At 37.8% G+C, this 12633-nt stretch carries 8 protein-coding genes and 1 CRISPR repeat array; of the genes, 6 read left to right on the top strand and 2 right to left on the bottom strand.

Features of this window, described 5'->3' with window-relative positions; translation table 11 throughout:
* Positions 1-301 precede the first annotated feature (301 nt).
* From ACT5E3_RS17560 to ACT5E3_RS17540, 5 genes are all read left to right on the top strand, one after another.
* Complete coding sequence (locus tag ACT5E3_RS17560; RefSeq protein ID WP_444994844.1) at positions 302-2464, top strand: acetate--CoA ligase family protein; 2163 nt, start codon at positions 302-304, stop codon at positions 2462-2464.
* Between the two features lie 232 nt (positions 2465-2696).
* On the top strand, positions 2697-4097 hold the full coding sequence (locus ACT5E3_RS17555; RefSeq protein WP_444994843.1) for an HNH endonuclease: 1401 nt from the start codon (positions 2697-2699) through the stop codon (positions 4095-4097).
* A gap of 5 nt (positions 4098-4102) precedes the next feature.
* Positions 4103-4567, top strand: coding sequence for an SMI1/KNR4 family protein (locus ACT5E3_RS17550; protein ID WP_444994842.1), 465 nt, complete (start codon positions 4103-4105; stop codon positions 4565-4567).
* Positions 4568-4720: 153 nt separating this feature from the next.
* A complete protein-coding gene (locus ACT5E3_RS17545) occupies positions 4721-4876 on the top strand; it encodes a hypothetical protein (protein ID WP_444994841.1) in 156 nt (51 codons plus the stop codon).
* A gap of 5 nt (positions 4877-4881) precedes the next feature.
* Positions 4882-5442, top strand: coding sequence for a hypothetical protein (locus ACT5E3_RS17540; RefSeq protein ID WP_444994840.1), 561 nt, complete (start codon positions 4882-4884; stop codon positions 5440-5442).
* Between the two features lie 242 nt (positions 5443-5684).
* A CRISPR array of direct repeats spans positions 5685-6133; the repeat unit is 28 nt; unit sequence GTTCACTGCCGCACAGGCAGCTTAGAAA.
* Positions 6134-6238: 105 nt separating this feature from the next.
* On the opposite strand, the gene ACT5E3_RS17535 is transcribed toward ACT5E3_RS17540, so the two are convergent.
* Positions 6239-8818, bottom strand: a complete 2580-nt coding sequence (locus tag ACT5E3_RS17535) for a TonB-dependent receptor plug domain-containing protein (protein WP_444994839.1) — start codon at positions 8816-8818, stop codon at positions 6239-6241.
* A gap of 496 nt (positions 8819-9314) precedes the next feature.
* Here ACT5E3_RS17535 and ACT5E3_RS17530 point away from each other — a divergent pair, with 496 nt between their 5' ends.
* Positions 9315-10622 carry a M20/M25/M40 family metallo-hydrolase gene (locus ACT5E3_RS17530; protein WP_444994838.1) on the top strand — a complete coding sequence of 436 codons (1308 nt, stop codon included), beginning with the start codon at positions 9315-9317 and terminating at the stop codon, positions 10620-10622.
* Between the two features lie 68 nt (positions 10623-10690).
* Here the strand turns inward: ACT5E3_RS17530 and ACT5E3_RS17525 are convergent, their stop codons facing one another.
* Positions 10691-12295, bottom strand: a complete 1605-nt coding sequence (locus tag ACT5E3_RS17525) for a peptide MFS transporter (protein ID WP_444994837.1) — start codon at positions 12293-12295, stop codon at positions 10691-10693.
* Positions 12296-12633: the final 338 nt, after the last annotated feature.

Here is a 12633-nt window from a genome sequence, read left to right as displayed (position 1 = left end):
AATAATAGTAGTATTTAGCGATAAGTTGATACTTATCTCAGTTGAAATTTTTAGTTTATAAGGGAACAAGCTAAATACTATTGGTTTAATTTACACTAGGTTTTAGTCAGAGACTAATAGATAAATTTAACAAAATGTGTCTGTTTGGTAGAATGATTCTTATTTGTATTTGTGGGTTTGATTGGTTAAGCCTATATGCATATTCGTATTTCTATTATGTTTGCCCTGATCTATATCATCACTTTATGCGGCTCGAACCGATAATCTGGCAAACTATCTATCGATTAATCAAGGTTTAGCTGTGAAAAAAGCCCTTTTTATTCCTGAAAATGAAATTTACCAATATTTATCTGAAGTTGGTATTAATACACCAAAACATTTTTTTATCAATAACAAAGCTGATTTTGCCAATGTTTCTTTAGCTCATGGTACTCCTGTTGTATTGAAGGGTGTCGCTACTGATTTGTGGCATAAGTCAGATGTTGGGGCTTTAAAATTTGATTCATTTAGTATTGAAAAAAGTGCTGATATTTATGATGAAATGTTTTTGTCTTTAACTGAGCAATATCAATGGTTGGGATTATTAGTATGCGAGCAAGTGAAGTTTCAAACCGGGAAGGCAATGCCAACTGAGATTTTTGTGAGTCTTCAACGAGATAAATGTTGTGGTGCCATTATTAGTTTTGGGTTTGGAGGAATTTTAACGGAAGACTTCGCGAGAGAAATGAAGCAATCGATCTTAGTTTGGCCTGCTTCAGTTTATACACCAGAAGAGGCTTTAGATGAGCTAGAACAGCACTGGCTAGGTAAGATTTTATTAGGTAAAGTTCGTCAGCAAAGCGCTATGTTGACGCGTCAAACATTACTAAAATTTTTAAAAAGCCTATGGGCACTAGATGCCATTATGAAGCGCGACAATATTGAATTATTAGAAGTCAATCCATTTGTAGTTAATCAAAATGGAGAGATTGTTGCTTTAGATGGCGTTGGTTTAAAAAATGAAGCAGCAGAGCAACATGCTTGTCCAATACCACTACAAGATAGCTCTTTTTTAAACCCTAAAAAAATTGGTATTGTTGGTGTTTCTGAGAAAAAAGGTAATATAGGTGGTTTAATTTTAGAAAATATAAAACAATCAAACTTGAAAAAAAATGAAATGGTGATTGTTAAACCCGATATAAAACAGTTTTCTGATATTGCTTGTGTTCCAGATATTGCTCACTTAGTTAATGAACCTGTCGACATTTTGATTATGGCGTTACCAGCCCAAGCCAGTGTTGATATGATAGAGCAAATTTGTCAGCAAGGTGGCGGGGCTGAAGTGATCTATATTGTTGCTGGGGGTATTGGTGATGGGGCTGATCAAGATGGACACGGAGAGCGCTTAGCCCGGTTAGTGGCTAAACATCGAGAAAATAATCGCTGGTGTCCCGCTATTGTTGGACCTAATGGTTTAGGGATGTTGTTATCTCCTTTAAAGCTGAATACGTTATTTATTCCACAAAAAAAACTCAATGTTAATTTTAATCCAGATTCACCAGTAGCTTTAATTAGTCAAAGTGGTGCATTTTTAATTACGCGTTTGTCCAGGCATTCTAATTTGAGTTTAAAGTACGGTTTTTCAATTGGTAATCAGTTGGACATGAAGTTGTCTGATTTTATGGCATTAATGCAAAGAGATAAATCGGTTCAAGTGTTAGGAGTTTATGTTGAAGGTTTTGTTGATGGAGATGTGTGTGCTGTTGCTCAGTTAGTTGAGGCATTTCGTCGTGAAAATAGGCATGTCATTATTTATAAAGGTGGTCGTTCTCAACTAGGACAAACTGCCGCAGCCGGGCATACTGGAGCCATGACCGGCGATTATTTTGTGCAAAAACGTTTATTACAAAAAGCAGGCGCTGTACTGGTCGAGTCTTTTAATCAGTTTAATACGGTGTTTAAATGGATGGCTGCTTATCCGGCATTAAAGAACTTGGGGAAATTGGCCATAGTAACCAATGCTGGTTATGAAACTGTGGGTAGTGTGGATATATTAGGCGATAATGATCCGGGACGTTTGTATGAATTTGATCAAACGAGTTATCAACAATTAAAAACTATTTTAAGTAAGCATCAGTTACATGGTTTAGTGGCTGCTTCTAACCCATTAGATTTAACACCAATGGCGAATGAGTCGGTTTATTTTGATTGTGTTGAATTATTAGTTAATGATGGCGCAGGTGTTGTTATTTTAGGGTTGGTTCCTTTATCTGAAAAGTTGGATACTCACCAGTTAATAGAAACAGAAGCGTTTGCAAAAAAACTAAAAAATTTAGCCGCTGCTCAAAGCCGATTAATTGGTATTGTGATTGATGCGGGTGTACCTTATCAAGAATATAAAGTGGTTTTTGAAAAACATGGTTTTCCGGTTTTTGATGGAATGGATATGGCTGTGTTAGGGATTAATGTTTTAAAGCAAAGTTAAAAAATGTGCTCAGCTAAATTTTACTGAGCACAAAGCTGCATCAGGTAATTTACTGGGGTATTGATCATCTTGTGGTGGTAATATATTGTGAACTCTGTCAAAAAACAGACTCTGTTTCTGTTTTTTTATAGCGATATAAAAATAATAATGATAAATTCCCTCCCCATCATTTTGACTCGCTAATTAACATAAAAATTGATACACCATTTTTCAAAAAAGGATTTTTGTTGTTATGTCCATTCTTCGGATTATTCAAGACTGTTTCCAAAAAAGTTACCTGCTAATACGCTTCTGTGACATGAGGTTTGTTCCAGCCTTATTGAAACCACTGGATTTTTGGCATAGTGATGAGGCTTTATTTCTGGTACAACGCTTAGAGCAGATATCAAACGATTGGCAAAACCTTGCTCTCGCAACCAGCGGTTATCAGAGTTGGAAAAATGCCAATCCCTGGTCTTCAATCGAAAAATATATTGCTGTGTGTTTAGCCAAACGAGAGCTGTTAATGTTTAAAATTAATCCAGTCAATGTAAAGATTGAAAGACTACAATTTAACAATCCGTATGGACTATCCTACCGTTTTTTACCCGCTTATTACCGCTTAACTCATTCTGCCTTGCCACTAAAAAGAATAACCGACCTAACAAAAGCGCATTCGCTCGTTCAAAGCCTCAATCTTTCTGATAAACAATTCAATGAGTTAATTGAAACCTTATCAATTTCACCGCCTGCATCAACCAACACAGCCAAACCGATTGATTTACTAGGCAAAGCGATTATTTCAGGTGCAGTGATTATTCATGAACGAGAAGCTTTCACGACTTCAAAGCCATTGATTGAAGAACCTTTAGGACCCAATGACAGGCCCTCAACCATGGGCGTAGAGCCTTATGACCCGGCAAAAGCCTATCAGGAAAAACAGGCAAAAGCGAATCAACCCATACCGCTCAGTGAGAGTAAGAGGGGACCACCGATTTCGTTGGATGATGTTGTTTCAAACAGCAATTCTCTAAGACTAGATATACCAACATCAATTAGAAATGTGAAAGTTGGAGACTCGATTCCTTGGCCTGACTTAAAACCAAAAAATTCAACTTGGAACCCTTTGCCTGTTGATGGAGTGAGAAGAGTTGTTCGCGTAAAAGGTGGAATTAGGCTAGAAATGACACCTGATAGTGGAACGATGAAAAGATTTGGTCTTTCTTCAAATGATACACTTAGCGTTAAATATGATCTTGACGGGTATCCTGACTTTTACAGTGTTAGAAAAGGGCTTGATGGTGATCTTTTAAGTGCAATACCTAATAACGGTAAAGTTCAAATAGATTTTGCTTCTTTAAATCCATCTACCATTGCTAGTAAAGGGAGAAAAGCAGCACAGGCAGAAGCAAGAAATATTGATTTTGCTAGAGGGAATGCTAAGTTGGCAAAAATCGATTTGGAATTAGCGCAAAGAGCAGGTGCTTTCAGTAAAAATGGTACTGTAAGACAAGGTCCTTTAACAGCAAAGCAAGACGGAAAACCTGTTTATACTTGGCATCACTTAGAAGGTGGTCAATCTATGGTATTGGTTGATTATTTTATTCACCGATTATTTAAGCACTCGGGCGGGCGAGCCGCGATTGGAGGGTAGACAAAATGATAACTTATGATGAGAAACACAAGGTGCTAGATTATGAAGAGGAAGCTAAAAAGTTTTTCAATAGTATTGGTTATAAAGTTCCTGAAGAATATTTGGACTTTTTAAAAGAAAATGGAACTGGGTTGTTTCCAGAGCCTGGACTTTATGATGGTCTAATGGAAGTTGGTGTTTTTTATTCTTTTTCAATAGAAAACGACTTGGATGATATTCATAATATTATTAATGTCAATAAAGAGCTTCAGGCTAACCAAAGGATATCGAATAACATTGTAGCTTTTGCTGAAACAGCGGATTCTCATAATATATTTTGTTTGGTATTAAATGGTCCGCTTGAAGGCAAGGTTCTTTTACTTGGTGATGATAATCTTGTTTTAATGAATGAGTACACTGCTTCTGACTTGGATGAAAAAGAAGATGTGATCGATGGTTCATTTTCTGAATTTGTTTCTAAGCTAGGTTAGCTTTATTGAGTCTGGGATAGCCAACAATATGTTGGCTATTTTGTTGTTGTTCCAAACAAGCTTGGGGATTTATCTTCCGCACCAAACTACACTAATCTGGTATCAAAATTTAAAGGTTCTTCTTCAAAAGAAATTCAAGGTTTTTATTCACAAATGGATAATATTGAAGGCAGTGGACTGACTAAAAACCTGATTGCTGATAGCAATAATCAATACGGTAGCGTTGAAACGCTGAATTTCGAACGTAAAGAAATTAACCTGCAACAACTTAAAGACGTTGGTGCGATTCAAATGATTGAATTAGGATAACAACTATGTGGATCACTAAACCTAAGTACCCGATAAAACCCAATGTACAAAAAATCCAACACCATGAACAATTACCTACTGGCGTGGTAGAATTAGCCCGTTTAAAAGATGATATTAGCCATAATAAAAACTTGTGGGTACTCACTAAAAATGAAGGTGTTTTATCAATCTTAAAACCCAGAGATGTAACCCCTGTCAATCATCCCCCCTTTTATTCTTGTGCTCAACATGACTTTCCAATGGCCATGCTGTCCTGGTTTAGTCGTGCTTTAACCGAGTTTCAAAAGCCACCAGCCGAAGGCGGGTTACATGCCGGCGCTATGAGTGGCGGTGATGAAGAGGTTGGTGGGGAGATGCTATGCCTACAAAGGGCGATGGGAGTTGACAATTCTCGCGGGGGGTATTCTGTGGTGAATCGCTCTCGATGCTTGAGGAAATATTTTGATCAAATGGACACTATGTTTGAACCCCATGAAATCTGCTGGCCCGACCGATTTTTATATGACGGTGGAATGTTGAATTTAATTACTCAACTGGGCCAACGTGTTGAGGCGGGTGATATTTAGCCAATGACTTAAGCTTTTATTCTATTAAATAGTTTATCTGGATGGAGTTGAATATTTGATTACCAATAATAATTCAAATAAGGTTAAAATAGCTTCGGTTATCTTATTTTGACCTTTTATTTTTGCTCTTTAAAAATTTTCTTGTTAATCAATAAGTTATATTATGGCTTAAAAACTTTGGTATTTTGGCCAAAAACTAGCTAAGTGACTGTTGTCACTTATTTTTTTATGTTTATACTGTAGTTCACTGCCGCACAGGCAGCTTAGAAATCAAAGAAAAGCGCTTGGAAATCATTACCCAAAGTTCACTGCCGCACAGGCAGCTTAGAAAGTAAGATTTATGAAAATACTCATTTTCGAAATGTTCACTGCCGCACAGGCAGCTTAGAAAGTCAATTTGTATAAATTGAGCATCGCCCTCACGTTCACTGCCGCACAGGCAGCTTAGAAATACATCCACGCCGCGTTTCATATGCTCGCATTGTTCACTGCCGCACAGGCAGCTTAGAAATGATTATTACTTTAAAACGGACTCTTTTATTCGTTCACTGCCGCACAGGCAGCTTAGAAATAAATACAAACATCAGGTTGTTTAACCTGGTGGTTCACTGCCGCACAGGCAGCTTAGAAAAATGCGTACGGGATTTGTCGCAGTTGAAGGTAGTTCACTGCCGCACAGGCAGCTTAGAAATACAAAATTTTTCTGGACAGCCTTTCTTTTAACGTTTTAAAGCAAAGTTAAAAAATGTGCTCAGCTAAATTTTACTGAGCACAAAGAGGAGAAAATTCTTATTGATTATTTAAAGTTTGCTTTGAAATTTAAGTAGTAAGAGCCGCCGTTGTAATTATAAGGCGCACTAGAACTATAGAGTCGACCACAACAATCGCCGGCACTCTGGCCGACCTCAGCACTGGCTGCATTAGGTAATTTACTGGGATATTGATCACCTGCATTTTGTAAACCAAATGCAATAGAGTAATCTTCGCTGAGTTGATAGTTCATTCCTAAATCAAAAAAAGTTTTTGTTCCATACCAGGTTTCATTCCCCGGCGTGTTAGAACCAACAATCCACTCTCCAAAATATCGAGCACGAGCGGTTAAAGTGAGTGCCCCTGTTTTATAATTAACAGTGAATGAACCTCGGTTTTGTGGTGGCCCATTCTCGATATTTTGAATATCGTTGAGGGCTAAAATTGGATTTAGATTAGGTGATGTAGGATCTCCTGATGGTGGTACTAGCAAAATACTATCTTGATCGATTTCTGTTTTATTATGACTGAGAGATAAAATAAATTTCATATCATCGCCATTGTCTAAACCTAAGTTATAACTTGTAACCGCTTCAATACCAGAGGTGATCGAATCAAATGCATTGGCAAAGAATCGAACACCATCAATATTACTAACACTCGTTTGTTCTTCTGGTGTTAATAAAGCTCGCAAATCGTCGGTGACATCAAATGTTGAAGTGAGCGCAAGTCGATCAGAAATATCAATTCTATAATAGTCTAAAGTCATCGTTAGATTGTTGTTGGGTTCAATCACTAAACCTAATGAAATGTTTTCAGACTCTTCTGGAGCCAGCTGTTTGCCTCCAAGTGCTAAAGATATTGGATTGGTTGATGGAAACAGTCCTTCAACAACTGGTACTCCGGTTCCGGCATTCGTTGCGGTATTAGTCGTAAATTGTTGTCCTAATGTTGGGGCTCTAAACCCCGTTGATACCGCTCCTCTAACAGCAAATGTTTCGTTCACTTGATACCGTGAGGAAACTTTGGCATCTGACGTTGAGCCAAAGTCTGAGTAATTTTCAAAACGAACGGCAAATCCTAATATGAAGTCATTGGTAATATCTGTTTCTAAATCGAGATATAAAGCGGTGTTGTCTCGATTAAATTTGCCAACTGCATTTGGACCAAACCCTGGAAAACCATTTGAACCAACAGGTCTATCGTTAAAGGGACCGACTTGATAAGAAGCTAAATCACCTAAGCCAATTTCATATTCTTCTTCTTTATATTCAAAACCGAAAGCCACATTAATTGGACTTGCAAAAGCATTGGTTTCCCATGGGTAAGAAAAATCGGCATTAAACTTACTTTCTTGTTGTCTTAACGAACCTGGTTTAAAGCGAAAAGGAGTGAGTGGCCCTAAAGATGGGTTTACCGTATTCATTAGTTCATAATCAATCTCATTTTCTCCGGTGCTAATACTAACATCCCAATTTAATCCGTTTTCTAATTCGCCACGCATACCAGAAAAGAAACTAAGATCTGAAACTTCACCAAAAAAGCGTGGTGTGAAACCACCAGGAAAAATTGTCGATAAGTCCCAGTTTCTTAAGGCTTCAACCGTAGTTCCCCATTCGTTTGCAATGACTTGTAAATCTGCATCAGAAAGATCTTGAATGGCAGAACGTCTATAAGGACTTGCTGGGCTGAGTACATCGGTAAAATCTTCATTCGGAACATTGGGGGGACGACGCCAAAAAAATCCACCATCTTGTTCTGTTTTACTGGCATTACCAAAATAATAAAACTCAGTTTTTTCACCAATTTCAAAATTTCCATTGTAAACAAAACGAGTTGACTCTCTGTTTGGTGAGCCCCAGGTTTGTACTAGTGAGTCGATAGGTAAGCCTGCTTGTGCTCCGCGGGCTGCATCTGGTCTTTGAACTCCGCGAGAGGTTTCTTCACTATCATTATATTGAAGTGATAAATTTAAGAATCCTGTTTCTCCAATATTAAATCCATAGTTTGTTGAAATTGATTCACTTGTTTCACCTTCATAGTATTGGCGATGCCGCACTGAAAAGTTTCCACCAGCTTTGTCTTTTAGTATGACATTAATAACGCCTGCAATTGCATCTGAACCGTATTGTGCCGCAGCTCCATCACGCAAAACTTCTATTCGTTCTATACTGGCAGCAGGAAGCTGACCCATATCAACGGCTTGTGATCCCCTGACCCCATCTGAGCCAGAAAGTGTAACTAAGGCGCTTCGATGAATACGTTTACCATTCACTAATACGAGTACTTTGCCACCAGGTAACCCTCGTAAAGTCGGCGGGCGAACAAAAGTGCTACCGTCTTGTGAAGGATATAAAGCGACATTAAAAGATGGACTTAATGCTTGTAAAACATCTTTGATATCATCACTGGCAAACGAAGATATTTCTTCATTAGATATCACATCAATTGGTGAGGTTGTTTCGGTAATAGATTTACCTGTTCGTCGTGATCCAGTGACCACAATAACATCGCCATTATCTTCCGAAGCTTTTTGGGTTTGAACTGAGTTTTCTTGTTCAGCCCACAATGTCAAAGGCAAGCTCAATGTGAGCGTGCTAAGATAACACAGTATTTTTTTGTTCATGAAAGCCTCCGTAATCGTAATATATTTATTATTTTTTAGTTAAGCGTTGTTATTTACAATGCACGCCAATGAGATATTTGTAAAAGTCAAAGGTTTTTTCTTGCTATTGCCTTTATCTATAGGTGTGAGATTTCTCTATTAATTATCGTTGGTTATGATGTATTGAAGAGTTGAAAAAACTTCATCAATGTTTGATTTTGCGAATATTTAAAAAAATTTAACGGCAAAATTAGTTGAATTAAATTATTGTTACTCGTATTTATTCTGGTAATGACACTATGGGGTACTGGAAAAAAGTTAGTCGTATGAATATTTTTGTGAACATTTTAATCGACGTTGATAATTCCTTGTTTGTTTAAAATAACGGTGCAAGCTGATTTTATAGGCATGTTTATTCTCTTGTGATACTGTACACTTGCTTATGCAAGAAATGATGTAATTCTTTGCATGCAAGTATAGAAATTAGCTATTGTTTTTTGATGTGGAGACTGAATGAATGTTAATGATTAATAAACGTCGTTTACTGACTTGCTTTTTTATTGTCGGTAGTTTTACTTCGGGGGTTATGGGGAAGTCGCTAAATATAGATCCTATCGAAAAAAAAATTATTGCATGGGTTGAAAAAAGTAGTGAAGAGCAAATAGAGTACCTTGCTGAAACGGTTAATATTAATAGTGGTACGTTGAATATTGCAGGTAATCGAAAACTTGGCAAAGTTTATCAGTCGACCTTAGAGCCCTTGGGGTTCGAGGTGTCGTGGGTAGAACTTCCTAAGGCAATGAATCGAGCAGGACACTTTTTTGCAAATCGTTCTGGAAAGCAAGGTAAAAAAGTTTTACTGATTGGCCACTTGGATACCGTGTTTGAAAAAAATAGTTCGTTTAGGTTGTTTAAACGGGAAGGAAATGAAGCGAGTGGTCCTGGTGTTGTTGATATGAAAGGAGGGAATGCCATTATTATTTATGCACTAAAGGCATTGCATCAGGCTGGTATGTTAAAAGACACACAAATACAGGTGGCTTTTCCTGGGGATGAGGAAGATACAGGAAAACCAATTGCTGTGAGTCGACAATCATTAATAGATGCGGCTAAACAAAGTGATTATGCGTTGGCATTTGAAGGTGGGCGTAGTGGGTTTGGTACAATCGGCAGAAGAGGGTTTTCTGCCTGGCGCCTCGAAGTGACTGGTAGAAGGGCACATTCTTCGGGAATATTTAGTGAGTCTAATGGGGCTGGTGCTGGCTTTGAAGCTGCTCGGATCTTACATCAATTTTATACTCAATTAGCAGCAGAAGATAATTTAACTTTTAATGCAGGGGTTATGATTGGTGGTAATCAAGTTGATTTTTCTCATGAAAAACTCACAGGTTCTGTTTCTGGTAAACTTAATATCATTCCTCAAACTGTAAAAGTTGTTGGTGATCTTCGTTATTTATCACTTAAACAAAGAGATCTGGCCATAGAAAAAATGAAAGCTATTGTGAAGCAACATTTACCAAAAACATCGGCACAAATAACATTTTCTAATAGTTACCCGCCAATGGAACCAACTTCTGGAAATCAAAAGCTATTAAAGCTGTTCAGTCAAGTGAGTGAAGATTTAGGTTTTGGCGAAACTTTAGCTTATGATCCTGCCAAACGAGGTGCTGGTGATATTTCTCATGTGTCTGCCTATGTTGATTCTCTTGATGGGTTAGGGGCATGGGGGAGTGGTTCTCATTCTACTCGTGAAAAAATTAATCTCGACTCATTAGAAATTGCGACGAAGCGAGCGGCTATTTTGATTTATCGATTAACGCGTTAGGTGATGATAAATAACCAAAAGCCGAGATAAACTCTCGGCTTTTGGTTAGTCTGTTTTTGGGAAGAGAGTTACTCTATACCATGCATCATTCTCTTTAATAGCGGACTAATGATTAAATAAACAATGGCGACAGCAAAACCGAGTTTGGCTGATAAAATAAAGAGATCTTGATACTTTGTCATGGCTTCCCCAATATCAATCGCTTTACCACTGTGGGTGTCTATTGCCGATAGTTTGCTTAATTCTGCTGCAAGTATTTCTGCATAAGATGTTCCCAAGAACCAAGCGCCCATCATCACACCAACCACTCGCTTAACGGATAGTTGAGTGACCGCCGATAAACTGATTGGTGATAAGCACATTTCACCCAATTCAAGGACAAAGTAAGCTAACACTAGATACCAAACACTTACCAGTCCGCTTTCGCTTGGTGAGTCAGTTGCCCAAGCGAGTACTAGAAAAGCTAATGCAGCAAATGTGAGCCCAAAAACCATTTTAATGGGCTTACTTGGGTTAAGTCCTTTTTTAGATAAAGTAGGCCATAACCAAGCAAAAAATGGTGTGAGTAATAAAATAAAAAAAGCACCTAAGAAAGTGAGTTGACCTGCATTCCAGTGAATACCGAGCATATTGCGATCCATAACTCGTTCTGAAAAGGCAACCCAACTACTATAAGTTTGTTCATATAATCCAAAAAAGATAAGTCCTGACAAAATAAAGGCCATTAATACAATCATTTGATGGCGCTCAACTTGATTGCAATGTTTAACCATAAACCAAATAATGCTGCTGAGTAAAACCAGTGATATTGTGTGTAATGACCATATGACGGGGCTCACGCTGGGCAACCATTCTACTAAGCTAACGACCATTGAATGGGTTTGTACTAAGCCCCAGATAAGAAATAAGCCTGCTGTTGCGCCTAAGTAAATCCAGTATTCTATTGAAATTCCAGCTGTTTTTTGTTGAAGTTTTTCATTACAGGGGGGCTCGGCATAACCTTTAAGATACTTTTGACCAAAAACAAAGACTAATAAACCACCGACCATACCAATGCCTGCCAGGCCAAAGCCATATTTCCATCCGTAGGTCTCTCCAAGATAAGCGCAAACTAATGGTGCTAATGTTGCACCTACATTAATGCCTGCATAAAAAATAGTAAATCCCGAATCTCGGCGGGGATCATTTTCTGGGTAAAGTTTTCCTACAATACTTGAGATACTGGGCTTTAAAAAGCCGACTCCCATAATGATTAGAGCGAGTGAAAAGTAAAAAACCTGTAAGGCTGAGTTATCTCGTTGAATATTTCCATCAATTATCGATGCTTGATGACCTTCGTAAGCCATCCCAATGTGACCTAGAACTAGTAAAACAGCACCGAAAATAACGGCTTTTCTCATTCCAAGGTATCGATCTGCTAATAAACCGCCAACAACAGGTAAAGCATATACCAGTGCGCCATAGGCACCTAATAAGTTATAACCATGAGCATCAGTAAATAAATGATATTTGATCAAATACAAAAACAGTAAGGCTTTCATGCCATAAAATGAAAACCTTTCCCACATTTCTGTAAAAAAGCAGATATAGAGTCCTTTCGGGTGGCCTAAGAATTCATCTACTGAAGCGTTTGTTTCATTTGGTCCTTTTTGCGGTGTGACCACTTCATTCATACTAATTTTCTCCTACTGTTCTTTTTATAATAGTCTATCTGCACATATATTTCTTTTAGCCTAAAAAAGTATTATTGCATTCAATGTATGCTATTGCTAAGCTTTATTCTTTTTATATCGTGCAAAAGTATGAGTTTGAGTAATAATTGAACTTATTAAATGGTTGAGTTGTGAGCAACTTATTTTCATCATTATTAATATGAATCAATCAATCTTAAAAGCATATTATCAAGCTCGCTATGTTTTGCGCATAGGTCAAACACAATACCCTTTTCGGGCCAGACAAAAAAGTGAAGTTTTAGAAAAGTTGTTAAATTACTATGGCTCCTCGCGTGCTG

The organism is Aliikangiella litoralis (assembly GCF_052495765.1).
The sequence above is the reverse complement of the archived record's forward strand: the minus strand, read 5'-3'. Positions and strand labels throughout refer to the sequence as shown.

Bases quoted from the DNA above. Each gene is read 5' to 3' on its own strand.
- ACT5E3_RS17555 (WP_444994843.1), top strand. From the start codon at position 2,697: ATGTCCATTCTTCGGATTATTCAAGACTGTTTCCAAAAAAGTTACCTG.
- ACT5E3_RS17530 (WP_444994838.1), top strand. From the start codon at position 9,315: ATGTTAATGATTAATAAACGTCGTTTACTGACTTGCTTTTTTATTGTC.
- ACT5E3_RS17525 (WP_444994837.1), bottom strand. From the start codon at position 12,295: ATGAATGAAGTGGTCACACCGCAAAAAGGACCAAATGAAACAAACGCT.
- ACT5E3_RS17545 (WP_444994841.1), top strand. From the start codon at position 4,721: ATGGATAATATTGAAGGCAGTGGACTGACTAAAAACCTGATTGCTGAT.
- ACT5E3_RS17550 (WP_444994842.1), top strand. From the start codon at position 4,103: ATGATAACTTATGATGAGAAACACAAGGTGCTAGATTATGAAGAGGAA.
- ACT5E3_RS17535 (WP_444994839.1), bottom strand. From the start codon at position 8,818: ATGAACAAAAAAATACTGTGTTATCTTAGCACGCTCACATTGAGCTTG.
- ACT5E3_RS17540 (WP_444994840.1), top strand. From the start codon at position 4,882: ATGTGGATCACTAAACCTAAGTACCCGATAAAACCCAATGTACAAAAA.